This window comes from Polynucleobacter alcilacus (assembly GCF_018881545.1).
Classification (GTDB): domain Bacteria; phylum Pseudomonadota; class Gammaproteobacteria; order Burkholderiales; family Burkholderiaceae; genus Polynucleobacter; species Polynucleobacter alcilacus.
Map to the genome: position 1 here is coordinate 1,089,338 of NZ_JACVQD010000001.1, position 24,603 is coordinate 1,113,940.

Below are 24,603 nucleotides of genomic sequence, written 5' to 3' on the forward strand. Positions count from 1 at the left end.
TAATCAGTTAGCAATCAGATCAGCATAGGCAATACATTGCCATTGGCTATCGATTTTTTTCCAGACACTTAAGCGCGGGGAATACTCTGGAGATAACTCTTTACCATCGCGATATTCTAGAGCCGCAATCCAGAAGCTCACTATCAAATTATCCTGAGCCTGCGTGACCTTAAAATCCTTAAACTGAACAGGCCCAAGATGCATCTCCTTCATGAGGCACATGGCACTTTCTTTATCGCATGAACCCTGGGAGCTAATAAACTGACAACTGGGAGAAAGCATTTTCTCCAGGGCTTCCCAGTTTTTATCTTGAATCAACTTAACTGATAGTCGTTCTAGATCTTCTGCCTCTTTTTCAATACTTTTCTGATTATTCATATCTATCGTAGTTTAACTAAGCGTTACTTTTGCAAACTTACGCTTACCAACTTGAACCACATAGGTACCAGCCTCAATCTTGACTTGTTTATCTGCAATCGTTGCTCCATCAATCTTCACGCCATTCTGGTCGATATTGCGTATTGCTTCAGATGTCGATGGGGTCAGGCCTGCAGCCTTTAGAAGATTAGCAATTGCCATTGGTGCACCAGTCAGACTTACTTCAGGAATGTCATCAGGAATCCCACCCTTAGCCCGATAATTAAAGTCTTCCAGGGCTTTTTCTGCCGCAGCTTGTGAATGAAAACGTGCAACGATTTCTTGTGCGAGCAGCACTTTGCAATCTTTTGGATTTCGTCCAGCAGCAACTTCTTGCTTCATCAAATCAATTTCGGACATTGGGCGGAATGACAATAAGGTGAAGTAATCCCACATCAAATCATCTGAGATACTCAAAAGCTTACCGAACATCTCGCCAGGTGCTTCACTGATGCCAATGTAATTGCCTTTGGACTTACTCATCTTCTCAACGCCATCCAAACCAACGAGGAGAGGCATAGTCAAAATACATTGAGGCTCTTGGCCATATTCCCGCTGGAGTTCACGACCAACTAATAGATTAAATTTCTGATCAGTACCACCAAGCTCTAAATCACTCTTGAGTGCAACAGAGTCATAACCTTGCATGAGTGGGTACAGAAATTCATGAATGGAGATGGGTACGCCATTGCGATAGCGCTTCGTAAAATCATCACGCTCCAACATACGTGCAACAGTGTGCTTGGCCGCCAACTGAATCATCCCACGTGCACCTAAGGGATCACACCACTCACTGTTGTAGCGTACTTCTGTTTTAGACGGATCAAGCACCATACTCGCTTGACGATAGTAAGTTTCTGCATTGACAGCGATTTCTTCTGCAGTCAATGGCGGTCGAGTTGCGTTTCGACCAGATGGATCACCAATCATGCTGGTAAAGTCACCGATCAAGAAAATCACGGTATGACCTAAATCTTGCAACTGGCGCAGTTTATTCAAAACTACGGTATGACCCAGATGAATATCGGGTGCAGTGGGATCTAGACCTAATTTAATCCGCAAAGGCGTCTTGGTCGCTAGGCTTCGAGCCAGCTTCTGAACCCAGTCTGCCTCAACCAATAGCTCATCACAGCCACGTTTAGTGACTTCGAGCGCCGCAAAGACTTCGGGGGTTAAAGGATATTTTGGTTCTGGATTAGCCATCATGCTGATTCGGATAACTGTTTCAGTTAAATTAGTATTTAAATTGCTAAAGCATAATTGTCGCATCACTGAGAGCCCCATGAATAAACCCCATTCCCTCTACATTGGACTGATGTCTGGCACTAGTCTGGATGGGATTGATGCCGTTCTAGCCAAGATTGGTCCAAATGGCGAAGCTAGCGCAGAAATGGCGGTAAGCACCGCTTTTGCTCCCGATCTGCGTCAAGCCCTATTTGACCTTCAAAGCCCAGGGTCGAATGAACTCCACCGAGAGAAGCAAGCCGGAAATGCCTTAGCACTTGCTTATGCAGATGCAGTTAGCCAACTGTTAAAAAAGGCCGCTTTACAAGCCTCAGATATTTCCGCGATCGGTGCTCACGGCCAGACGATTCGTCACCAACCCTATCTTGGTGACCTGGCTTATACCCATCAAACACTCAATGCTGCCCTCTTGGCAGAAAAAACGGGTATCGATGTCATTGCTGATTTTAGAAGTCGTGACCTCGCTGCTGGTGGACATGGCGCACCCTTAGTGCCCGCCTTTCATGCACAACAATTTGCCTCCTCTGAAAATACAGCCATTCTGAATATTGGCGGGATTGCCAACCTGACATTACTGCCAAAGGGTGGTGAAGTTACTGGATTTGATTGTGGCCCTGGAAATATGTTGATGGATCTGTGGGTACAAGAACATCAAGGCAATGCATTTGATGAGAATGGTTCCTGGGCACTGCAAGGAAAAGTGAATGAAGTATTACTAGCAAAAATGTTATCCGATCCCTTCTTCGTAAAAGCCCCACCAAAGAGCACAGGGCGCGACGACTTTCATCAGCATTGGCTACAGGAAAAATTAGGTAAAGACAATCATCACGCTGAAGACGTGCAGGCCACCTTATTGCATTTAACTGCGCATTCAGCATTGGCGGCTTTAGCACGTCATGCCCCGCAAACCCAGAAGCTGATTGTCTGTGGGGGAGGCGCCAGAAATAATGCCCTCATAAATTTACTCAAAGTGAAAGCCCAGTCTTTCTTCAAAGAGCCCTTGGAAGTGACTACTAGTGAGTCTTTTGAAATTGACCCCCAATTGGTTGAAGGCCTCGCCTTTGCATGGCTTGCTTGGGCCCACAAAGAAAAACGGCCGGCGAATTTGCCAGCCGTTACGGGAGCGAAGGGTCCTAGAATTCTAGGTGCTTGCTATCCAGCTTAAATGCGCAGCTTAAATTCTCTTTTTAATTAAGCAGAGAAAGAAGATCCGCAGCCACAGGTAGACTGGGCATTTGGATTCTTAATGACAAACTGTGAACCATTAATGTCTTCTTTGTAATCAATCTCAGCACCAACTAAATATTGGAAGCTCATTGAATCTACTAAAAGCGTAACGCCATTCTTTTCAAAGAGAGTGTCGTCGTCATTCACAGCATCATCAAATGTGAAGCCATATTGAAAACCTGAGCAACCACCGCCCTGAACGAATACGCGCAGCTTCAACTCTGGATTGCCCTCTTCCGCAATCAAGTCGGCTACTTTTGCAGCGGCGCTATCCGTGAATACCAATGGGGTAGGTGGCTCGGCTAGATTTTGTGCGGGTTGGGCAGTTTCTTGGGTAGCTAATTGGGTCATGGTTTACTCCTAATTCAAAAGGCAATGCTTATATTCTAGGCTTTTAATGCCCAGTTTGCTGAAGGGTCTTTATGGAGATACCGCAATTTGGGTCAAACCCATTGTTTCAGGCAAACCAAACATGAGGTTCATACACTGCACGCCCTGACCTGAGGCCCCTTTAACCAAATTGTCCTCAACTACCAAAATGACTAAAGTATCACCACCTCCAGGACGATGGATGGCTATCCGCATGCCATTACTTCCGCGCACAGAACGTGTTTCTGGGTGACTACCAGCAGGCATCACATCGACAAAAGGCTCATCTTTATAAAAGTTTTCATAGAGCTTTTGAAAGTCAACATTCAGGCCAGCTTCAATTAAGCGCACATATAAGGTCGAATGAATCCCTCTGACCATCGGCGTTAAATGGGGTACAAACGTTAAACCAATCTGATCATGGCCCGCAATCGCTTTTAGACCTTGAACAATTTCAGGGAGGTGGCGATGGCCTTTAACGCCATATGCTTTGAAATTATCGCTAGATTCAGAATGCAAAGTGCCAATCTCTGCTTTACGTCCAGCACCAGAGGTTCCCGACTTTGAATCCGAGATGATGTGATTACCATCAATCAAATGCTTACCACCAGTTGATTTTGGTGAGAGCAAAGGAGCAAGGCCAAGCTGAACTGAAGTTGGGTAACAACCAGCCAAGCCAATCACACGCGCCTTTTTAATGGCTTCACGATTAATTTCTGCTAAGCCATAAACGGCCTCAGCCAAAATTTCTGGGCAGGTGTGCTCCATGCCATACCACTTCGCAAACTCTTTGACATCTTTAAGACGGAAATCAGCTGCAAGATCGAGGATCTTGACATTATTCGCGAGCAATTCTTTTGCTTGTGCCATTGCCACACCATGCGGTGTTGCAAAGAACACAACATCACATTCGTTTAATTTCGCTTCATCCGGCGTGGTGAATTTCAGATCAACGTGACCACGCAAAGAGGGGAACATCTCGGCCACCGGCATTCCAGCTTCTGTGCGAGAGGTAATTGCAATAATACTAACCTCAGGATGCTGCGCTAATAAACGCAACAATTCCACGCCGGTATATCCAGTTCCACCAACGATACCTACCTTAATCATGTCATTCTCCAAAATACTACGTCGCTTATTCAGTTCTTCTGCAGAGACGAATACTGCATTCTTACAGATATCTACATTGTAGAAACAAAAAGGGCCGCTTGCGCGACCCTTTCAATAAAACATAGCGACTGAAAGAAATTAGCGCTTGCTGAACTGCTTACGACGACGCGCGCCGTGCAGACCAACCTTCTTACGCTCAACTTCCCGAGCATCACGAGTTACCAAGCCTGCTTTAGACAGTGCTGGCTTCAAAGTGTTGTCATAGTCGATCAAGGCACGAGTTACACCGTGACGAACTGCGCCAGCTTGACCAGTTTCACCGCCACCAGAAACGTTTACTTTGATATCAAAGGTCGTTAAATGGGCTGTGAGAGCCAAGGGCTGGCGAGCAATCATGCGTGATGTTTCACGTGCAAAATAAGCATCGATAGGCTTACCGTTAACGATAATTTCACCTTTGCCAGATTTAATAAATACACGTGCAACAGAACTCTTGCGACGACCAGTACCGTAATTCCAATTTCCGTAATTAATAGCCATTTGGTTTCCTTAAATCTCTAACGCTTTTGGCTGTTGAGCCGCATGCGGATGACTGGCGTCGCCGTAGACTTTCAATTTCTTAATCATGGCGTAACCTAGTGGGCCTTTTGGCAACATACCCTTCACAGCCTTCTCTAAAGCACGACCTGGGAAACGGTCTTGCATCTTGTCGAAGTTAGTCGAGCTAATACCACCTGGGTATCCGCTGTGACGGTAATAAATTTTGTTCAAGCCTTTTGTGCCTGTAACACGCAGCTTAGAAGAATTAATGACAACAATAAAGTCGCCAGTATCAACGTGTGGTGTGTATTCGGGTTTGTGCTTGCCGCGTAGACGGTGTGCCACTTCACTGGCGACACGACCGAGGACTTTGTCCGTAGCGTCAATCACGAACCATTCATGCACTACCTCATGGGATTTTGCAGAAAAAGTTTTCATGATTTCTCAAATTGTTATAGTCAAAAAAAATTACTCCAACCAAACTACATCCACCTTGGCCCTGCTTATGTTTGCAAGCTCGCAGATTCTGCAATTTAAATGGTAAAACCATTACCGCTGACTGGTTCGGTAATTCAGTAAAGCCTTGAATTGTATCCTAAAAAAAGCCCAGGAACGAGTCCTGGGCTGGAATCCACCTTTGTTTGGGTGGAGGAGACACTGGGAGGTTAATCAAAGTCTTCTATAAGACTGACTACCAATATGGTTATTCTACACAGAATTCATGGTGCTATGCAATAAAATTGACCTGGATCAAGATATTTATGTTGCCATGCAACAACTCTAATCGATAGAGAAATTGGTAAACTATTGATAATATTGATTAATTTAGTAAGTTAGGGATCACTAATATGGAATGTCGAGTATCTTGGTTGGGTAATGGCGGTATGGCATTTTCTGCAGAAACGGGTAGCGGTCACCTAGTTAATATGGATGGGGCACCTGAAGCTGGTGGCAGAAACCTCGCCCCGCGACCAATGGAACTTCTATTAGCTGGCGCTGGTGGCTGTTCTGCATTTGATGTGGTTTTAATCCTACAAAAAGCCCGCCAAGCCATCAGCGCATGCGATGTCACCTTACAGGCTGAAAGAGCAACGGAAGATCCCAAAGTCTTTACTCAGATCAATTTGCACTTCACAGTCAAGGGAAAAGATCTTGATCAGGCTAAAGTGGATCGAGCAGTGAAGCTTTCTCACGATAAATATTGCTCGGCTACCGCCATGCTCGCCAAAACCGCTGAATTGACTTACAGCATCGAAGTCATTTCGGAATAAGTGCAGAGTCAATCGATAAGCCGGATTCTGTCGCCTAGATTTGCATCTAGGGGCAATCATTCCTCTAGGCCGTCAGTTACCTGCCGGCTCAAGCTCCCTACCCGCAGACTCAGCGGGACGCCTCATCGCCTGCTTACTTGGGATTGCTCCGGATGGAGGTTACCGCGTTTCACCGTAACTAAATACGCTCGTCTCTGTGGCCCTATTCCTCACGTCACCGTGGATGGCCGTTAGCCATCATCCTTCCCTATGGAGTCCGGACTTTCCTCCCCCTCAATAAAGAGGCGGCGATTGCCCAATTGACTCTGCGCCTGCAGTCTAACGCAGTCAGACCAAGTTAGCTTATAAAAACAGGGCTGGTGGAGCTAAACCAGCGTCCAAGCGATAGTCTCGCCAGCACGTAGCGGAACAATCGTGGCATCACCTAAAGGTAATTCAGTAGGAACAGCTTGCGCTTGCTTTCTGAGGGTAATTTTTTTGGTATTCCGTGGCAAAGAATAAAAATCTGGGCCAAACAAACTCGCAAAGCCTTCTAATTTATCCAACTGATTCACGCTCTCAAATGCCTCAGCATATAAACCGAGTGCATTAAAAGCACTGTAGCAACCTGCACAACCACAGGCGGCCTCTTTAGCGCCCTTGGCATGTGGCGCACTATCTGTGCCCAAAAAGAAACGGGGATTACCACTCGTGGCAGCCTCTAATAAGGCTACGCGATGCTCTTCGCGTTTGAGAACCGGCAAACAATAATTGTGTGGACGAATACCACCAGCAAAAATCGCATTGCGATTGAGGAGTAGATGTTGCGGAGTAATTGTGGCGGCAATCGTATTTTTTTCGCCAGTCACTGCATCACGTACATAGTGTGCGGCTTGTTTGGTAGTAATGTGCTCAAACACAATCTTAAGCCCTGGAAAATCCTTACGTAGAGGATCTAGTACTTGATCAATAAAGACGGCCTCACGATCGAAGATATCAATTTCAGTGCTTGTCACTTCACCATGGACTAGCAAGGGCATACCAACGGCTTGCATCGCCTCTAAGGCCTGATAACAACGCTGAATATCACTCACTCCTTCATCGCTATTGGTAGTCGCACCTGCAGGGTACAACTTAAATGCGGCAATACCTTCGGCTTTAGCCTTACGCACTTCATCAGCAGAGGTGTTATCAGTCAGGTACAAAGTCATTAATGGGGTAAAGCTATCGATGCCCAATAATTTCAAATTTGCTTCGATACGCGTGCGGTATGCGTTTGCCAAAGCAACTGTTGTAACAGGAGGCTTTAAGTTTGGCATGATGATCGCACGGGCAAATTGACGTGCAGTGTCAGCCAGTACATCTTTCATCACCTCACCATCCCGAATATGCAAATGCCAATCGTCTGGTTGAATCAGTTGAATTTGTGTTGGGCTATTCGACATATTATTTATTGAGCAGGATGATACGGAAATCATTCACATTGGTTAGTGTAGGACCAGTTTCCACCAAGGCCCCTAATTCTGCAAAGAAACCATAACAATCGTGGGCTGCTAAATAAGATTCTGGAATCAAACCTTTCAGCTCACTGTCTTTGCGGATATCGCCAGAGAACCATGCGCCTGCATTTTGTTCGCTCCCGTCAATTCCATCGGTATCGGCAGCCAAAGCGGCTAAATTAGATATACCTTCAGAGGCAGCAAAGAGTGACAGGAGAAACTCGCTACATCGGCCACCGCGCCCCTTAACTCCTACCGGGATTGTTACCGTACATTCTCCGCCAGAGATGAGCGCCAAGGGCTTACTAATACCTTTTACTAGATGCTTCTTGGCTAAATCGGCCTGCTCGATACCAAGATCTTGCGCTTCGCCTGTAATCGTATCGCCTAAAATAATGGGTTCATAACCCTGAGTGCGAACGTATTCAGCAGCAGCTTCTAAACTTTTATACGCAGTAGCAATGACATGATTGGCCACCTGAGCATTTACTAAATCTATGTCCTTGAGGGTCTCTGGTATTTCTCCAGCTAGACCTTGTTTGAGATGAGTTATTACTGAAGCAGGAATTGATTGCTCAGTAAGACTGTATTTATCAAGAATATTGACTGCATCAAAATAGCTTGAATAGTCGGCAGCACAGGGTCCGCTAGCAATATCTGCCGGTGAGTCCCCGGTCACATCTGAAATCAATAAAGCCTCTACTCTTGCACCTCGAGCAATTGCCACCCTGGCTAAGTTACCACCCAAAATCGCAGATAAGTGTTTGCGTACTACATTCATCTCTTCAATAGGAGCACCGCTGCGTAATAGCGCCTCAGTCGTCTTGCGCATGTCATCAATCGAGATGCCTTCTTGCGGCAAAGTGAGCAAGCTAGATCCACCACCAGAAACAAGCGCAATCAATATATCGCCCGCTTGCAATTGCTTTGCTAAAGACAATATCTCCTGTGCACCATCCATGCCAGCCTGATCAGGTACTGGATGCCCAGCTTCAACAATGCGAATGAATGAGGTTGGTGAACTGTGACCGTAACGAGTCAAAACAATACCCTCAAGATTTACTTGAGGCCAATGTACTTTTGCATAAGTTTCTAGTGCGCTTGCCATTGAAGCACTGGCCTTGCCTGCGCCAACGACTAAACACCTACCTTTTGGCTCCTGCCCGACTGGGAATATCTTCGCCAAATATTGCGGAACGATGAGCTGGGGATCAGCAACTGCGACGGCGGCCGCAAAGGCATTCTTTAGAATATCTTCTATAGGGGTTGGCTTGGTATTTGGCTGCGTCATACAGTTATTCTAATCAAGAGCAGCACGTTCCTGCATTTGCCACATTTCTGCATATTTTCCATTCGCAGTGATCAACTCAAGATGGGTTCCTCGCTCAACGATCTGTCCATGATCCATCACCAGAATTTGATCCGCATGAATAATGGTAGAAAGTCGATGGGCAATGATAAGCGTTGTGCGGTTTTTTGCTAGGTTCAGTAACTCTTCTTGAAAAGCGCGCTCTGTTTTGGAATCCAAAGCAGAGGTTGCCTCATCAAAGATGAGCATCGCTGGTTTTTTTAACAAGGTTCTCGCAATAGCGACGCGCTGTTTCTCACCACCGGATAACTTGAGCCCCCGTTCCCCTACCTGAGTCTCATAACCATCCGGTAAGCGCTTAATGAAGCTATCAATTTGGGCTGCCCTGGCCGCTTCTTGCACTTCTTCAATTGTTGCAGTGGGATCACCATAAGCGATGTTGTAACCAATAGTGTCATTAAATAAGACTGTATCTTGCGGAACTATACCGATGGCTTTACGCAGACTTGCTTGAGTCACATCCTGAATATTTTGCCCATCAATCAGAATTTTTCCGAACTGAACATCATAGAAGCGGAATAATAATCTCGCCAAAGTACTCTTACCAGCTCCGCTTTGCCCTACCACCGCAGTAATCGTGCCCGCTGGAATATTAAAACTCACATCGCGCAAGATTTCTCGCTTACTCTCATAATGAAATGAAACATCCTCAAAGCGAACATCAGGCCCCAGGCCATGATTGTCAATATGTAAAACTTTGGCGTCCGGTGAGTCAGCGATTTCTTTATCGGTATTAAGTAAAGAAAACATACGCTCCATGTCTGTTAGAGACTGCTTGATCTCGCGGTAAATCACACCCAAGAAATTGAGTGGAATGTACAACTGAATCATTAAGGTATTCACGAGTACGAGGTCGCCAAGAGTCATGGTGCCATCTACTACACCGAGCGTAGCGCGCCACAAAATTAAGACCAAGCCAATAGCGATGATTGTTTGCTGGCCAAAGTTAAGAACTGCCAACGATTTTTGGGACTTGATGGCAGCGGCCTGATAGCGCACCAAATTTTTGTCGTAACGACTAGCTTCAAAGGCTTCATTACCAAAATACTTCACAGTTTCAAAATTTAATAGTGAATCAATAGCTTTCTGATTCGCCTTAGAATCCATGTCATTCATGGTCTTGCGAAAATGGGTGCGCCACTCTGTTACTACTACAGTAAACACAATATAAAAAACCAGGGCGCATAAGGTAATTGATGCAAACCAAATATCGTATGAGTAAGCCAGATAGCCCAACACTAAAATGAACTCAACTAGGGTTGGCAAGATGCTATAGAGTGAATACGCAATCAGCGACTGAATACCGCGTGTACCACGCTCAATATCTCGACTAACACCTCCGGTTTGACGAGCCAAGTGAAAGCTCAGCGCTAAAGAATGTAAATGTTCAAAGACTTGGAGGGCTACTTTACGGACAGCATTTTGGGTCACCCTAGCAAAGAGAAACTCACGTAATTCAGCAAACAAGGAGGCGGACATTCGGAGAAGTCCATACGCTAGAATGAGCCCTGCTGGAACTATAAGCAAAACCTGAGGAGAGTCTGTCCTGATGTTTAAATCGTCAATTAAACGCTTTAGCAAAATAGGGATGCCTAAATTCGTAACCTTGGCAGCAACCAAGCACGCTAGAGCAATCGCAACTCTTAATTTATATTCCAGTAGATAGGGAATTAAATCGCGAATGACTTTCCAATCGTTTCCCTGTGAAGGCTTGGAATCTACGCTACCGTGATGGTTTCCCGATGAATGTCTCATCGATCTATCTTATTCCTTATTTGGTTTTACTTAAGTGCGCCGAAAATAATTTCAAAATTGCCTCGCCATTGCTAGGAGAAAAACATTTCTTAGCGGCCTCTTCGAAAGGCAGCCACTGGTAAGCGATATGTTCTCTAGGTGAAAGTTGAATTTGAATATCATCTGGAACTTGTAATGAAAACCAGTGCTCAGTATTTCTAGTTACACCAGGTGCATAACGAAAACGCCACTCTGGGTAAATTTCATACTGAATCTGCTGATGCATGCTCTGCAGAGCGTTAATGGGTAATTGCTCTACAGCGATCCCAGTCTCTTCCAAGACCTCACGGGCAGCAGCTGAGGCTAAGTCTTCATTTCGCGCATCAAGACTACCGGTAACAGACTGCCAGAAATTCGTTCGATCAGCGCGCTCTATTAATAAAACCTCCCTATTCGACTTGTAGATAACAACCAAAACCGAAATAGGGATTTTCAAAATAGAGCTAGTTACTTGTTTAAGCAGCTGGTGTAGCTTGACGTAAACGAATATGCAGTTCACGCAACTGACGCTCATCGACTGGGCTAGGAGCCTGAGTCAATAAGCATTGTGCACGCTGGGTTTTAGGGAAGGCAATCACATCCCGAATAGATTCAGCACCAGTCATCATGGTCACAATACGATCTAAGCCAAATGCGATCCCGCCGTGTGGAGGTGCGCCATACTGCAGAGCATCTAACAAGAAGCCAAACTTCGCCTGTGCTTCTTCAGCATTAATTTTCAAAGCACGGAATACCTGACTCTGCACCGCTTCTTGATGAATACGCACAGAACCACCGCCAATTTCACTGCCGTTTAGAACCATGTCATACGCTTTAGCTAAGCACTTACCAGGATCAGTTTCTAAATACTTCATATGCTCATCTTTAGGGCTGGTAAACGGATGATGGCAAGCAACCCAACGCGCCTCACCTTCGTCGTAATCAAACATTGGAAAATCTACCACCCATAATGGCTTCCAACCTTCGGTAAAGAGGCCGTGAGCCTTACCCCAAGATGAATGACCAATGCGCAGACGTAAATTACCTATTGCATCATTTACGACTTTTTCTTTATCGGCACCAAAGAAAATAATGTCGCCGTCTTTTGCATCCGTCCGCTTCAAGATGCCTTCGATAGCCGCATCGTGCAAATTCTTCACAATGGGAGACTGCAAGCCATTACGGCCTTCAGCAACCGCATTCACCTTAATCCAGGCTAAACCTTTAGCGCCATAGATGCTAACGAACTGGGTGTAATCATCAATCTCACTGCGGCTAATCTCGGCACCGCCTGGAACACACAAGCCCACAACCCGACCACCTTCTTGGTTTGCAGCCCCTGAAAATACTTTGAAATCAACATCCTTCATCAAATCGGTCAATTCAGTGAACTCAAAGTTCACGCGCAAATCAGGTTTATCAGACCCAAAACGTGCCATCCCTTCTGAATAAGACATGGTTGGAAATGGATTTGCCAATTCGACATTCATCGTTTTTTTGAAAATATGCCGAATCATGTTTTCAAACAGTTCTCGAATTTCTATTTCATTTAGGAAGGCAGTTTCACAGTCGATTTGTGTAAATTCAGGTTGGCGATCTGCACGTAAATCTTCATCGCGGAAGCATTTGGTAATTTGATAGTAGCGATCAAAACCAGCAACCATCAATAACTGCTTAAATAGCTGAGGCGACTGTGGCAATGCAAAGAACTGACCATCATGAACACGCGATGGGACTAAATAATCACGCGCACCTTCAGGGGTGCTCTTTGTCAACATGGGAGTCTCAATATCAATGAAACCAGCTTCATCCAAATAGCGACGGCATTCCATTGCCACGTTGTAACGTAGGCGCAAATTCTTTTGCATTTGTGGGCGACGCAAATCCAGCACACGATGCGTTAAGCGAGTAGTCTCAGATAAATTTTCATCATCTAACTGGAACGGTGGTGTGATAGAAGCATTAAGGATCACCAAGCTATGACAAAGAACTTCTACCTTGCCGCTGACTAAATCACTGTTCTCTGTCCCGTCAGGACGAGCACGCACGAGGCCTTTAATCTGAATACAGAATTCATTACGTACTTGCTCAGCCAACCCAAACATCTCCGGGCGATCCGGATCACACACTACCTGAACAAAGCCTTGATGGTCGCGTAAGTCAATGAAGATCACGCCTCCGTGGTCACGGCGGCGGTTAACCCATCCAGCGAGTGTGACCTCTTGACCAATCAGTGAATCGGTTACCTGTCCACAGGTATGACTACGCATCAACATCGACATAACAATTTCCTAAAAATCAAACATGGTGTGGTGACGGTGGTGCCGTCAGGCCACTAGAACTATTTGGTGGTACAGAACCCATTGATACAATATGCTTAAGAGCTTCTTCCACGCTCATCTCCAGCTCAATCGTTTGCGCACGGGGCACGATCATGAAAAAACCAGAGGTAGGATTTGGTGTGGTTGGCAAAAATACATTCACGTAATCTGCGCCTAATTTTGCAGTCACTTCTTTTGCAGGAACGCCAGTTTGAAAAGCAATTACCCAAGAGTCTGCATGTGGATACCGAATTAACAAGGCCTTACTAAAAGCCTGACCGTTACCCGAAAATAAGGTGGATGAAACCTGTTGAACACTGGAATAAATAGAGCGAACAATCGGAATGCGATTAACCAATTTATCCCAAATTTTTAACCACCATTGCCCAGCAAAACTAATTGCTAACAATCCTGTCAGCATGATGACGGCAATCACGATCAATATGCCAACACCTGGGAGGTCGCGGAAATGCTGCACATCTAAGGCAGCGTCATGTGGAAGAACCACAATGATGGCATGCATTACAGACCCAAAGACACCGTCGAGCAAACCTAAGCCCCAGCCAATCACCCAGACGGTGATTGACAGTGGTGCCCAAACCAGGATGCCAGCGATAAAGTATTTTTTCATGTTTTGCCTAACCCGCTATTTTAGCGGTTAAGAAGTCAATCAACGAGAGCCTAATAAAATCCTAGGCTGATTATTAAAATTCCGGCTAAAAACCCACCAGCAAACAGCAAGGCACCCACGAGGACACGATGAGTATGCCTTTCTTGCAGTAAAAGGGCCTTTAAGACCTCTAATTCCCCATTTTGGTCTTTGCTTTGGTGCCGACTTTGAGCCAAGCTATCAGCTATTAAGCGCGGCAAAGTAGGCAGGATTTTGGCCCAAGAAGGCGCTTCCTCCTTTAGCCCATCCAGCAGACCACGCCAGCCCAATTGCTTGCTGATCCATTTTTCCAGGATTGGCTTGGCAGTTTTCCAGAGATCGAGGTCAGGATCCAATTGACGCGCCAAACCTTCGACATTTAGAAGGGTCTTTTGTAACAAGGTTAATTGAGGCTGAATTTCTACCTTGAAGCGACGCGAGGTTTGAAATAAGCGCATCAAAACAATACCCAAAGAAATTTCTTTTAATGGACGGTCAAAGTAAGGCTCACAAACAGAGCGTACCGCACCCTCTAATTCTTCAACCCGCGTATTGGCAGGAACCCATCCAGACTCAATGTGTAACTCTGCCACGCGCCGGTAATCGCGATTGAAGAAAGCTAAGAAGTTCAAAGCCAAATAATTTTTGTCTGATTCGCTTAAGGCACCCACAATTCCAAAATCTAAGGAGATAAAACGTCCAAACGTCTCGGGCTCCAAGCTGATCATGATATTTCCAGGATGCATATCTGCATGGAAAAACCCATATTCAAATACTTGCGTAAAAAATATCTCTACCCCATCGGCTGCTAACTTCTTAAAGTCAACACCTGATGCACGTAACTCAGCAGTACGCCCAATAGAAATACCATACATTCTTTCCATGACAATGACATTGGTATGGCAAAGATCCCAGTACATCTCGGGAATCATCAGTTTCTTAGAATCTACAAAGTATCTCCGTAACTGACTTGCATTCGCAGCCTCACGCATCAGATCTAACTCATCATGCAAATGGGTATCAAACTCTGACACATTTTCGTGTGGCTTTAAACGACGGCCATCTTCAGAGGTCTTTTCAATCACTTTCGCTAAGTCATACATCAGCGCTAAATCGCCCTCAATGACGGGCAAAATACCAGGACGCAAAACTTTTATAGCCACTGCGTGACCCTCCCACTTGGGATGTTTCTCGGTCCCACGCAATACTCCAAAGTGCACTTGAGCAACTGAGGCACTAGCTACTGGAGTGGCATCAAAGCTGGTAAAAACCGCTTCAATAGGCTGACCGAGAGCCTTCTCAATTAGACGGCGTGACTCTTCATTAGAAAATGGTGGGACTTGATCTTGCAACTTTGCTAATTCATTAGCGATGTCTTCAGGCAATAAATCGCGGCGCGTAGAAAGGACTTGTCCAAACTTGACGAAGATAGGTCCAAGCGCTTCTAGGGTTAAGCGAATGCGCTCACCTCTTGGCAAATGATTTCCGGGAGAAACCCAACATAAGACGGTTAAGAAACCACGGCGAATGCCTGGCTTTAATAGATCGCGCAATAAAGGCAATAAACCATAGCGCCAAGCAGTAAAGAAAATAAAACAAAGACGAGCAATTCGACGCACGATTTATTCAGCCTTTTGCTCTAAGATTTGAATACGTTTTTCCATGCGGTCAACAGATTCGCGCAACTCGCTTAATTCAGCCTTACGAACTATAAAATCGCGTTTATTTAAAAGCACTTTTCTTTCTTCGCTGACATACTCGACAACATTGTCCAGTAAATCACTTGCTGCAGATCGACTGGCAGAAATGAATTTCTTACCTTGTCTTACTGCAAAATTCGCAGGGGCATCCCCTACTAATCGTGCCAAATCTTCCTCATATTCCCAACGTAGCTGTCCGGCCAAACGACCTAATAACTGGGCTAAGTCTGCATCACCTGTAATTTTGACAGCTTTAAATGCTTGCTCACGCAAATTTCCACTACTTGCCGCAAAGCCACTCAAAGCCTGCGCTGAAACTTCTAAAGTGAGAGAAGGGTTATCTGCCTCTTTCAAAGCTCCTAACAATCCATCGGACTTGATCTCAAAACTGAGAGTTCCTAAAGGAATCTGTAAAAAAATGGATTTCCCAGCATGCTTGGCTAACTCACTGCGTGCCCAAGGCTCAGACCCTAGAACATGGTTTATCCCTTGGCAAGCGGCGCCAGCAGCGATCGTATGGGAGGAAGACAAATACGTGTTCATGAGTGTAAAAAACCCGCACTAGTGCGGGTTTTCCAATGGAAAGTACCTAAAGCTTAAACTAACTGGGTGATACCCGCTAGTACCCAGCCTCCAGGCCCTTCAACAGGCTTGCTTAGATTCCAGATTTCTGAGAAGTCACTTGCAGCAGCACCGGGCTGCTCGCGAATCATCCCGCTGAACTGAACACTGCAGAAATAGTGCCCATCGGCAGTCTCTATACCCAAGAGTTGCGCATTAATCGTCAGCACATCGGTTTGATTAGCGCTGTCTGTACGTCCCGCTAAATCTTGTTGGATAGTGGCATACATGTCCGGGGTTGTAAATTCACGCAATGATGCAAGATCGCCTTGATCCCAAGATTTTTGCAAAGTGACGAAATACTGCTTTGCGTTTTCTAGGAATGCTTGCTGATCAAAACCAGGAGGTAGCGTGGACTGAAAAGGTTCAGGGTCCTTGCTAACACCGCCGAACGCATTAGCCGCTGGTATAAAAGCAGGCTCATGCCTAGAGACTTGCTCAACATTGCTACGTTGCATACCCGTTGGCACATTTGCATTATTAGTAGCGCCTGACAGTGCTGGCAGTACTTTTCTAATCACGAGCATGATCACAAAACCAGCCAACATCGCAATCAATAAACCCGTGATTAAAGATGAAGCTCCTTCACCTAAACCAAAATGCGACAAGAGATAACCAATCCCCAAACCTGCTGCTAATCCACCAAGGATCCCACCCATGCCACCAAAGCGGCTTGGAGCTGGAGTCTGAGGGGCTGGAGCAGTAGGTTGCGCTTGCTGAGCTGGCTTTTGCACAGGAGCAGCTTGCTTTTGAATTGGTGCACTTGGTGCGCGACCGATACTTTTACCACCGCCTAGACGTGCTGCATCAACATAACCTATGGATGCAAAAATTAATGTAAAACTGATTAGAATCGCTTTAAAAAAATGTTTGTTCATTTTTATTTACCCCTTCTTATAACTGCTTCACTTCTTTAGTTTTTAAGAATTTAAAAACTATACAACTATTAGTATTTAATACCAATATGTAAGGCAACGATACCCCCAGTCATTCTATGGGTTTCTACTTCGTCAAAACCGACCCCCAACATCATTTCTTTGAGGGTTTCTGCATCTGGATGCATCCGGATGGATTCTGCCAAATAACGATAGCTCTCAGAATCTTGGGCAATCTTTTCGCCTAGCCAAGGCAAGACCTTGAAAGAGTAAGTGTCATATACCGGCTGTAAAAAGGCGTCTGGTTTTGAAAACTCTAGAACCAAAACACGACCGCCCGGCTTAATCACACGACACATCTCACCTAAAGCCACATCTTTATGGGTCATATTGCGGAGACCAAAAGCCACCGTGACGACATCAAAATGATTGCTGGGAAAGGGAATTTTCTCAGCATCAAACTGTACGCAGGGTAAGGCCATACCACGATCCAACAAGCGATCCCGACCTACCGCCAGCATAGATGCATTGATGTCGCTTAACCAAACCTGTGCTTCGGAATTACGTCCCCAGTCAGCCGCTTTTGCAAACGCTGCAGCCAGATCACCTGTGCCACCAGCAATATCTAACACTTTTTGACCAGGGCGCACTTGTGCCCTAGCAATCGTCATTTTTTTCCAAAGACGGTGCAGGCCAAATGACATCAAGTCATTCATCACATCATATTTACTCGCCACCGAATGGAATACCTCGGCAACCTTAGCGGCTTTTTCTGCCTCCTCAACACTTTGGTAACCGAAATGGGTTTTACTCATTAGTGACTTCCGCAAGAGTGGTCATGGGAATGACCTTGCTGTCCCATCGGCGCATCTCGATCGAGACCTGCAGCAGCTAATTTATCTAAATGCGCTTTCCATAATTGCTCCTGGTTCTCACATAAATACTGTAAGAAATCCCAAGAATACAAACCCGAATCATGGCCATCGGAAAAACTGGGCTTTAAGGCGTAATGCCCAACGGGCTCTAAATTGGCTATCAACACATCACGCTTACCTGTTTGTAAAGTTTCTTGTCCAGGCCCATGGCCCTGCACCTCAGCAGATGGAGATAACACTCTGAGAAACTCAAATGGCAGACGATAGGTATTGCCATTCTCATAAGAGAGCTCCAATACCTTGGATTGCTGATGTACTACAACATTACTAGGAATCATTAAACCAGGACCCTTTCAATACCACCCTGATTGGCTTTGGCGACGTAATCTTGCATCCAGTTTTCACCGAGTAGTTTGTTAGCCATCTCCACCACGATGTAATCGGCAGTGGTATCACTATCTGCATCGAAGCGAGTTAAACCTTGCAAACAAGATGGGCAGCTGGTTAATACTTTTACTTCACCAGTAAAGTCGCCTTTACGTAAATCATTGGCGCCTTTTTCCATTTCAATTTGCTTGCGGAAGCGTATTTGAGTCGAGATATCTGGGCGGGTTACTGCCAGTGTTCCGGCTTCACCGCAACAACGATCATTTTTAGCAATCGCTTTGCCATCTTCCAATTGAATAAGTTCATTTACTGTCTTCAGGGGATCTTGCAACTTCATTGGAGAGTGACAAGGATCGTGATACATATACTTCACACCCGTTACTCCAGAAAGCTTAACGCCCTTCTCCATAAGATATTCATGAATATCAATAATTCGGCAACCCGGAAAAATTTGGTCAAACTGGTAACCAGCTAATTGGTCATAACAAGTTCCGCAAGACACTACTACCGTCTTGATATCTAAGTAGTTCAGAGTATTGGCAACGCGATGGAATAACACGCGGTTGTCCGTAATCATTTTTTCCGCTTTATCAAAGTCGCCATTGCCGCGTTGCGGGTAACCACAACAGAGATAACCTGGAGGCAAGACTGTTTGCACTCCAACATTCCACAGCATTGCTTGGGTTGCAAGGCCGACTTGCGAGAATAAACGTTCAGAGCCACAACCCGGAAAGTAGAACACTGCCTCTGTATCTGCAGAAGTGGTTTTTGGATCGCGAATAATCGGTACATAGTTCGCATCTTCAATATCTAACAGAGCACGCGCCGTTTTCTTAGGCAAGTTTCCAGGCATTTTCTTATTTACAAAGAAAATCACCTGTTCTTTAACACTAGGTTTTCCAACTGTAGCGGGAGGATGCGCAGTTTGTTGCTTAGCAAACTTTCTCAACACATCATTACCTAAGCGCTGCAATTTATAACCCCAGCCAATCATGGCCTTACGAACTAAATTAATCGTCTCTGGACTTGTTGCATTCAAGAAGAGCATTGATGCTGCTGTACCTGGGTTAAAACGTTGCTGACCCATCTTACGCAAGAGATTGCGCATATTCATTGTCACATCACCAAAGTCGATATTGACGGGACAAGGTGTCAAACATTTATGGCAGACAGTACAGTGTGCCGCTACGTCATCAAACATCTCCCAATGCTTTACTGAAACACCACGTCTAGTTTGCTCTTCATACAAGAAAGCTTCAATTAATAATGAAGTGGCTAAAATTTTGTCCCGCGGACTATAAAGTAGGTTAGCGCGGGGCACATGGGTTGCGCACACAGGTTTACATTTACCGCAACGTAAGCAATCTTTCACACTATCAGCAATCGCACCAATATCACTCTGCTGCATGATGATGGATTCATGGCCCATTAAACCAAAGCTTGGTGTGTAGGCCATACTCAAAACCGCATTCGGCATGAGCTTGCCTTTATTAAACCGACCTTCAGGGTCAACCTGATTTTTATAGCTGCGGAAATCCTTTAACTCGGCTTCAGTCAAATATTCGAGCTTGGTAATGCCGATTCCGTGCTCACCAGAAATCACGCCATCGAGTGAGCGGGCTAATTTCATAATGCGCGCAACCGCACGATGTGCATCTTGCAGCATCTCATAGTCATCCGAGTTCACCGGAATATTGGTATGCACATTACCGTCACCAGCATGCATATGTAAAGCAACAAAGACGCGCTTGCGCAAAATATTTTTATGAATTGCTTCTAATTCAGCAAGAATGGGTTCAAATGCCAGGCCGCCAAAAATGATGCGTAGCTCTGAGCGAACTTCCTCTTTCCATGAAGCGCGCAAGCTTAAATCTTGTAGTTGCGGAAAATACGTATTCATCTGCATTAGCCAGTCAGCCCAACGGGTACGAACTTTAGCAATCAGCTCTAATGCCTGTTGAACACGATCACCTAAGATTTCTGCAGTAGGAATTTCGTACTCTGCATCGCTCTTACCTAATGGCAAGGCACTCTTTTTCAAGAATAATTCCAGGCCGTCTAGGATTTGTAATTTGTTTTTGAGGGATAACTCAATATTGATGCGATCGATGCCGTCAGTGTACTCACCCATACGGGGCAAGGGGATTACAACGTCTTCGTTAATCTTAAAAGCATTGGTATGCCGTGCAATCGCAGCAGTGCGAGCACGATCTAGCCAGAATTTCTTGCGCGCTTCAGGGCTTACCGCTACAAATCCCTCACCGACGCGCAAATTCGCCATCCGTACCACTTCACTGGTCGCCGCTGCTACAGCAGCCTCATCATCGCCCGCGATATCACCAATCAATACCATCTTCGGCAAGCTATTCCGCTTTGATTTAGTGGAGTAGCCCACTGCCTTTAGATAGCGATCATCCAGATGTTCTAGACCCGCCAGAATAGGTCCACCCTGCTTGCTTAAACCATCTACATACGCTTTGATTTCAACGATGCTCGGAATTGCCTCACGTGCCTGGCCAAAGAACTCTAGGCAAACCGTACGCATGAATTTTGGCATGCGATGCAATATCCAGGTTGCGCTAGTAATCAAACCATCGCAACCTTCTTTTTGCACACCCGGCAAGCCAGATAAAAATTTATCCGTAACGTCTTTACCTAAACCCTCTTTCCGAAAACGCTTGCCTTCCACTTCCAATAATTCCGTTTTCAGGATTCGTTGTCCAGGTTCGCTATTGCCATCAGACCAAGTTAATTGAAAACGGACAGTGGCAACGTCATGGATCTTGCCAAGGTTATGCTCAAGGCGAACAACGTCCAGCCAATTTCCTTGCGGATCCACCATGCGCCAACTAGCGAGATTATCGAGAGCAGTTCCCCAGAGAACCGCTTTTTTACCACCAGCATTCATGGCAATATTGCCACCGATGCAACTTGCATCCGCTGATGTAGGATCAACCGCAAAGACAAGACCCGCATGCTCTGCAGCGTCAGATACGCGGCGAGTGACAACACCAGCACCAGTAAAGATGGTAGAGACCTCATGATCAACTCCAGGCAGACGCTTACTCTTTACACCATCAATTTGCTCGAGCTTCTCGGTATTGATAACTGCAGACATTGCGTATAAAGGAATTGCACCACCGGTATAGCCAGTACCACCTCCACGAGGAATAATCGTGAGGCCTAATTCCACACACGTCTTAACCAGCCCAGGAATTTCAGATTCGTAATCCGGTTTCAGAACAACCAATGGAAACTCTACCCGCCAATCTGTTGCATCAGTAACGTGCGCAGCACGAGACACGCCATCAAAACAAATATTGTCACTGGCGGTATGACGCCCTAGTTCCTTACGAGCGCGTTTGCGAATTTGTTCGACTTCCTTAAAGCCATTCGCAAAATTTTCAATCGCGCGATCAGCTGCGCTCAATAAAATTTCTACTTGCTCAGCTGAGTCACCACTATTGCGTTTCTTCACCTCGCCTAAGCGATGCCATAAGGCGTCCACCAACTGCTTGCGGCGATCAGCGTTGTCTAAAAGATCGTCTTGTAAAAATGGATTGCGTTGCACCACCCAAATATCACCCAAGATTTCAAATAACATTCGAGCAGAACGGCCGGTGCGGCGTACGCCCCGTAAATCATTTAGAACGCGCCATGACTCCTCGCCTAACAAGCGAATCACAATCTCTCGGTCAGAAAAGGAGGTGTAGTTGTAGGGAATTTCACGCAAGCGGGGAGATCCCGCCTCAGCGTCTAACAACTGGTTCAAACCTAATGGGGCGTTCATAGCAACATATTTAGTAAATGATCATTTTAATTGAGCGAACCTGATAGTGGCAGGAAATGGGGGAAGTTGTTGCTCAAAGGGATAAACCCTTGCAAATCTAAGGGCTTAGGAGCCATCCGTGGTACGCTCATTGGATGGCAACGAACTATTTAAAGAAAATTTTATCGGCTCGCGTCTATGACGTAGCCAGGGAAACTGAGCTCCAACTCGCCCCAGAACTCACTAAGCGTTTGGGCAATCAGGTCCTACTCAAAAGGGAGGATAACCAGCCGGTTTTCTCCTTCAAACTCCGTGGCGCCTATAACAAGATGGCCCATCTCCCCCCAGAGGCCCTCAAACGGGGTGTTATATCTGCTTCCGCTGGTAATCACGCCCAAGGTGTCGCCCTTTCCGCAGCCAAGATGAAATGCAAGGCAGTGATCGTGATGCCCATCACCACGCCTAGCTTGAAAATTGACGCTGTTAAGGCCAGAGGTGGTTCTTGGGTAGAAATCATTCTTCATGGCGAGTCCTACAGCGACGCCTTTAAGTACTCAGAGGCCTTAGGAGAAAAACGGGGGCTGACTTTTGTACACCCATTTGATGACCCTGATGTTATTGCCGGACAAGGCACGATTGCACAAGAAATATTTCAGCAATGCCAAGAACCCATTGAAGCAGTATTTGTCGCTATTGGTGGTGGCGGACTCATTTCCGGAATCGGTGAATATGTCAAAGCCGTGAGTCCAAAAACGAAAGTGATTGGCGTACAAGCCTCAGACTCGGACGCGATGAATCGCTCACTCAAAGCCAATAAGCGTATTGAGATGAAAGATGTGGGGTTGTTCTCTGATGGCACTGCTGTGAAATTAGTCGGCAAGGAAACTTTTCGCATCTGCAAAAAGGTAGTGAATGAAATCGTCTTAGTAGATACCGATGAGATCTGTGCTGCCATTAACGACGTCTTTACTGATACTCGCAGCATTCTTGAGCCTGCTGGGGCCTTGGCTATAGCCGGTATGAAGAAGTATGTTGAGAAAAAGCGAATCAAGAAAAAAACTTTAGTTGCTGTTGCTTGTGGTGCCAATATGAACTTTAGCCGTCTGCGCTTTGTGGCGGAGCGTGCAGATGTTGGCGAATTCCGTGAAGCCGTATTTGCAGTCACCATCCCCGAAGAACGTGGCTCCTTTAAACGCTTTTGTCAGTTACTTGGCAAACGTAATGTCACTGAATTTAACTATCGCATTGGCGATCAAAGCGAAGCGCATATATTTGTGGGTATCAGCACCCAAAAAGCGGGCGACAGCGTAGCGATTGCAAAGCACTTCACTAAGGCGAAGTTTGCAACCATTGACCTGACTCATGATGAGTTGGCGAAAACGCATTTACGCCATATGGTTGGTGGGCACTCTGCGCTAGCGAAAGACGAATTACTCTATCGCTTTGAGTTCCCAGAGCGCCCAGGTGCATTGATGAAGTTTTTAACTAGTATGGCGCCTAACTGGAATATCAGCTTGTTTCACTACCGTAATCATGGCGCTGACTACGGTCGTATTCTGGTGGGTATTCAAGTTCCCAAGAATGAGCAGAAGAAATTCCAAAACTTCTTATCTAGTCTAGGCTATCCACATTGGGATGAAAGCAATAATCCCGCTTACCGCCTCTTCCTTAAATAAGAGTTCACTCACAAGATGTCATACTCACTCACCGGAAAGCTCGTCGTTGCGATCTCTTCACGCGCCCTGTTTGACTTTGAAGAAGAAAATCGTATCTTTGAGTCGACCGATGACAGTGCCTATATGAAATTGCAACTCGAACGTCTTGGTGAGGCTGCACAAACAGGCGTGGCATTTCCGCTAGTAAAAAAACTATTGGCTTTTAATGAAGAAGGTGAACAACGTGTAGAGGTAGTGATTCTCTCGCGGAATGACCCGGTCAGTGGCTTAAGGGTATTCCGCTCCGCTGAGCATCATGGTTTACACCTCGAGCGCGGTGTTTTCACAAGAGGGCGCCCTCCTTATCACTATCTTCGCTCACTGCATGCCAACCTATTCTTGTCAGCCAATGAAGATGATGTGAGAGCAACGATTGATGCAGGTTTTCCTGCAGCACGTGTCTACCCAGAATCCAGCAAAACTGCAGAATCGCACCCTAATGAAATCCGTATTGCCTTTGACGGAGACGCTGTACTCTTCTCTGACGAAGCTGAACAGGTCTTCCAGAACAAAGGACTTGAGGCTTTTGTTGATCATGAGAGTAAGAAGGTGGATATTCCATTGCCACCTGGGCCTTTTAAGCCCTTGCTAGAAGCGCTGCACAGACTGCAACGCTCTACTAGCGAGAACGGTATGCGTATTCGCACTGCCTTAGTCACTGCCCGTTCTGCACCCGCGCATGAGCGTGCGATCCGAACTCTCATGGCGTGGGGAATTGATGTGGATGAAGCTATGTTCTTAGGTGGTCTATCCAAGAGCGAATTCCTCCGCGAATTTGAGCCGGATTTTTTCTTTGATGATCAAACCGGTCATTGCCAATCAGCCGCTTCAGTAGCGCCTACTGGCCATGTGGTGTCAGGCGTTTCGAATAGGCCCAAAGATAAATAGAGTA

Annotated in this window: 22 protein-coding genes and 1 other RNA gene; 4 read left to right on the forward strand and 19 right to left on the reverse strand. The window is 45.9% G+C overall.

From position 1 onward, the window contains the following. Positions 1-3: 3 nt before the first annotated feature. A complete protein-coding gene (locus tag ICN45_RS05530) occupies positions 4-378 on the reverse strand; it encodes a nuclear transport factor 2 family protein (RefSeq protein ID WP_216174210.1) in 375 nt (124 codons plus the stop codon). A 12-nt stretch (positions 379-390) separates the two neighbouring features. Beyond that, on the reverse strand, positions 391-1,623 hold the full coding sequence (gene tyrS / locus ICN45_RS05535) for a tyrosine--tRNA ligase (RefSeq protein WP_216174213.1): 1,233 nt from the start codon (positions 1,621-1,623) through the stop codon (positions 391-393). A gap of 76 nt (positions 1,624-1,699) precedes the next feature. Here tyrS and ICN45_RS05540 point away from each other — a divergent pair, with 76 nt between their 5' ends. After that, entirely contained in the window at positions 1,700-2,827 is a 1,128-nt protein-coding gene (locus ICN45_RS05540) for an anhydro-N-acetylmuramic acid kinase (RefSeq protein WP_216174216.1), read from the forward strand. A gap of 26 nt (positions 2,828-2,853) precedes the next feature. On the opposite strand, the gene erpA is transcribed toward ICN45_RS05540, so the two are convergent. The 4 genes from erpA to rplM form a co-directional block, all read right to left on the reverse strand. After that, entirely contained in the window at positions 2,854-3,240 is a 387-nt protein-coding gene (gene erpA / locus ICN45_RS05545; RefSeq protein ID WP_216174219.1) for an iron-sulfur cluster insertion protein ErpA, read from the reverse strand. Positions 3,241-3,309: 69 nt separating this feature from the next. Then, positions 3,310-4,368: an N-acetyl-gamma-glutamyl-phosphate reductase gene (argC, locus tag ICN45_RS05550; protein ID WP_216174223.1), complete on the reverse strand. Its 1,059-nt coding sequence runs from the start codon at positions 4,366-4,368 to the stop codon at positions 3,310-3,312. A 138-nt stretch (positions 4,369-4,506) separates the two neighbouring features. Beyond that, positions 4,507-4,908 carry a 30S ribosomal protein S9 gene (gene rpsI, locus ICN45_RS05555; protein ID WP_100379757.1) on the reverse strand — a complete coding sequence of 134 codons (402 nt, stop codon included), beginning with the start codon at positions 4,906-4,908 and terminating at the stop codon, positions 4,507-4,509. Between the two features lie 9 nt (positions 4,909-4,917). Beyond that, complete coding sequence (gene rplM / locus ICN45_RS05560) at positions 4,918-5,346, reverse strand: 50S ribosomal protein L13 (protein ID WP_216174225.1); 429 nt, start codon at positions 5,344-5,346, stop codon at positions 4,918-4,920. A 410-nt stretch (positions 5,347-5,756) separates the two neighbouring features. Between rplM and ICN45_RS05565 the strand changes: the two genes are divergently transcribed. Beyond that, on the forward strand, positions 5,757-6,179 hold the full coding sequence (locus tag ICN45_RS05565; protein WP_216174228.1) for an OsmC family protein: 423 nt from the start codon (positions 5,757-5,759) through the stop codon (positions 6,177-6,179). On the opposite strand, the gene rnpB is transcribed toward ICN45_RS05565, so the two are convergent. The 13 genes from rnpB to ICN45_RS05630 form a co-directional block, all read right to left on the reverse strand. Beyond that, positions 6,180-6,486: RNase P RNA component class A (rnpB, locus tag ICN45_RS05570), an RNA gene on the reverse strand. A gap of 58 nt (positions 6,487-6,544) precedes the next feature. Further along, entirely contained in the window at positions 6,545-7,603 is a 1,059-nt protein-coding gene (gene pyrC, locus ICN45_RS05575) for a dihydroorotase (RefSeq protein ID WP_216174231.1), read from the reverse strand. A gap of 1 nt (position 7,604) precedes the next feature. Further along, entirely contained in the window at positions 7,605-8,948 is a 1,344-nt protein-coding gene (locus ICN45_RS05580; protein ID WP_216174234.1) for a glycerate kinase type-2 family protein, read from the reverse strand. Positions 8,949-8,957: 9 nt separating this feature from the next. Then, positions 8,958-10,781, reverse strand: a complete 1,824-nt coding sequence (locus tag ICN45_RS05585; protein ID WP_216174237.1) for an ABCB family ABC transporter ATP-binding protein/permease — start codon at positions 10,779-10,781, stop codon at positions 8,958-8,960. 16 nt (positions 10,782-10,797) lie between these two features. After that, a complete protein-coding gene (gene nudB / locus ICN45_RS05590) occupies positions 10,798-11,256 on the reverse strand; it encodes a dihydroneopterin triphosphate diphosphatase (RefSeq protein ID WP_255531103.1) in 459 nt (152 codons plus the stop codon). A 19-nt stretch (positions 11,257-11,275) separates the two neighbouring features. After that, complete coding sequence (gene aspS / locus ICN45_RS05595) at positions 11,276-13,075, reverse strand: aspartate--tRNA ligase (protein WP_439650795.1); 1,800 nt, start codon at positions 13,073-13,075, stop codon at positions 11,276-11,278. Between the two features lie 22 nt (positions 13,076-13,097). Beyond that, positions 13,098-13,751 (reverse strand): DUF502 domain-containing protein, encoded by a 654-nt coding sequence (locus ICN45_RS05600; protein WP_216174246.1) that lies wholly within the window; start codon positions 13,749-13,751, stop codon positions 13,098-13,100. 50 nt (positions 13,752-13,801) lie between these two features. Beyond that, complete coding sequence (gene ubiB, locus ICN45_RS05605) at positions 13,802-15,388, reverse strand: ubiquinone biosynthesis regulatory protein kinase UbiB (RefSeq protein WP_216174249.1); 1,587 nt, start codon at positions 15,386-15,388, stop codon at positions 13,802-13,804. 3 nt (positions 15,389-15,391) lie between these two features. After that, the gene (locus ICN45_RS05610) at positions 15,392-16,012 is read right to left on the reverse strand and encodes a ubiquinone biosynthesis accessory factor UbiJ (protein ID WP_216174252.1); all 621 of its coding nucleotides are present in this window, start codon (positions 16,010-16,012) and stop codon (positions 15,392-15,394) included. A 53-nt stretch (positions 16,013-16,065) separates the two neighbouring features. After that, the gene (locus ICN45_RS05615; RefSeq protein WP_216174255.1) at positions 16,066-16,968 is read right to left on the reverse strand and encodes a Tim44 domain-containing protein; all 903 of its coding nucleotides are present in this window, start codon (positions 16,966-16,968) and stop codon (positions 16,066-16,068) included. Positions 16,969-17,036: 68 nt separating this feature from the next. Beyond that, positions 17,037-17,780, reverse strand: coding sequence for a bifunctional demethylmenaquinone methyltransferase/2-methoxy-6-polyprenyl-1,4-benzoquinol methylase UbiE (gene ubiE, locus ICN45_RS05620; protein WP_216174258.1), 744 nt, complete (start codon positions 17,778-17,780; stop codon positions 17,037-17,039). Next, positions 17,780-18,178, reverse strand: a complete 399-nt coding sequence (locus ICN45_RS05625) for a gamma-butyrobetaine hydroxylase family protein (RefSeq protein ID WP_216174273.1) — start codon at positions 18,176-18,178, stop codon at positions 17,780-17,782. The genes ubiE and ICN45_RS05625 overlap by 1 nt, the downstream gene beginning before the upstream one ends. Further along, the gene (locus ICN45_RS05630) at positions 18,178-22,017 is read right to left on the reverse strand and encodes a DUF3683 domain-containing protein (RefSeq protein WP_216174275.1); all 3,840 of its coding nucleotides are present in this window, start codon (positions 22,015-22,017) and stop codon (positions 18,178-18,180) included. Before ICN45_RS05630 ends, ICN45_RS05625 begins: the two co-directional genes overlap by 1 nt. Before the next feature lie 134 nt (positions 22,018-22,151). Here ICN45_RS05630 and ilvA point away from each other — a divergent pair, with 134 nt between their 5' ends. Continuing rightward, positions 22,152-23,672 (forward strand): threonine ammonia-lyase, biosynthetic, encoded by a 1,521-nt coding sequence (gene ilvA / locus ICN45_RS05635; protein WP_216174279.1) that lies wholly within the window; start codon positions 22,152-22,154, stop codon positions 23,670-23,672. 15 nt (positions 23,673-23,687) lie between these two features. Further along, complete coding sequence (locus ICN45_RS05640) at positions 23,688-24,599, forward strand: 5'-nucleotidase (protein WP_216174282.1); 912 nt, start codon at positions 23,688-23,690, stop codon at positions 24,597-24,599. The last annotated feature ends 4 nt before the right edge of the window (positions 24,600-24,603 follow it).

Coding starts and splice junctions, on each gene's coding strand:
- ICN45_RS05565 (WP_216174228.1), top strand. CDS start 5,757: ATGGAATGTCGAGTATCTTGGTTGGGTAATGGCGGTATGGCATTTTCT.
- ICN45_RS05615 (WP_216174255.1), bottom strand. CDS start 16,968: ATGAACAAACATTTTTTTAAAGCGATTCTAATCAGTTTTACATTAATT.
- aspS (WP_439650795.1), bottom strand. CDS start 13,075: ATGTTGATGCGTAGTCATACCTGTGGACAGGTAACCGATTCACTGATT.
- ilvA (WP_216174279.1), top strand. CDS start 22,152: ATGGCAACGAACTATTTAAAGAAAATTTTATCGGCTCGCGTCTATGAC.
- ICN45_RS05540 (WP_216174216.1), top strand. CDS start 1,700: ATGAATAAACCCCATTCCCTCTACATTGGACTGATGTCTGGCACTAGT.
- ICN45_RS05610 (WP_216174252.1), bottom strand. CDS start 16,012: ATGAACACGTATTTGTCTTCCTCCCATACGATCGCTGCTGGCGCCGCT.
- rpsI (WP_100379757.1), bottom strand. CDS start 4,908: ATGGCTATTAATTACGGAAATTGGAATTACGGTACTGGTCGTCGCAAG.
- pyrC (WP_216174231.1), bottom strand. CDS start 7,603: ATGTCGAATAGCCCAACACAAATTCAACTGATTCAACCAGACGATTGG.
- ICN45_RS05580 (WP_216174234.1), bottom strand. CDS start 8,948: ATGACGCAGCCAAATACCAAGCCAACCCCTATAGAAGATATTCTAAAG.
- argC (WP_216174223.1), bottom strand. CDS start 4,368: ATGATTAAGGTAGGTATCGTTGGTGGAACTGGATATACCGGCGTGGAA.
- ubiE (WP_216174258.1), bottom strand. CDS start 17,780: ATGAGTAAAACCCATTTCGGTTACCAAAGTGTTGAGGAGGCAGAAAAA.
- ICN45_RS05585 (WP_216174237.1), bottom strand. CDS start 10,781: ATGAGACATTCATCGGGAAACCATCACGGTAGCGTAGATTCCAAGCCT.
- ICN45_RS05600 (WP_216174246.1), bottom strand. CDS start 13,751: ATGAAAAAATACTTTATCGCTGGCATCCTGGTTTGGGCACCACTGTCA.
- ICN45_RS05530 (WP_216174210.1), bottom strand. CDS start 378: ATGAATAATCAGAAAAGTATTGAAAAAGAGGCAGAAGATCTAGAACGA.
- tyrS (WP_216174213.1), bottom strand. CDS start 1,623: ATGATGGCTAATCCAGAACCAAAATATCCTTTAACCCCCGAAGTCTTT.
- ICN45_RS05625 (WP_216174273.1), bottom strand. CDS start 18,178: ATGATTCCTAGTAATGTTGTAGTACATCAGCAATCCAAGGTATTGGAG.
- rplM (WP_216174225.1), bottom strand. CDS start 5,346: ATGAAAACTTTTTCTGCAAAATCCCATGAGGTAGTGCATGAATGGTTC.
- ICN45_RS05630 (WP_216174275.1), bottom strand. CDS start 22,017: ATGAACGCCCCATTAGGTTTGAACCAGTTGTTAGACGCTGAGGCGGGA.
- ICN45_RS05640 (WP_216174282.1), top strand. CDS start 23,688: ATGTCATACTCACTCACCGGAAAGCTCGTCGTTGCGATCTCTTCACGC.
- erpA (WP_216174219.1), bottom strand. CDS start 3,240: ATGACCCAATTAGCTACCCAAGAAACTGCCCAACCCGCACAAAATCTA.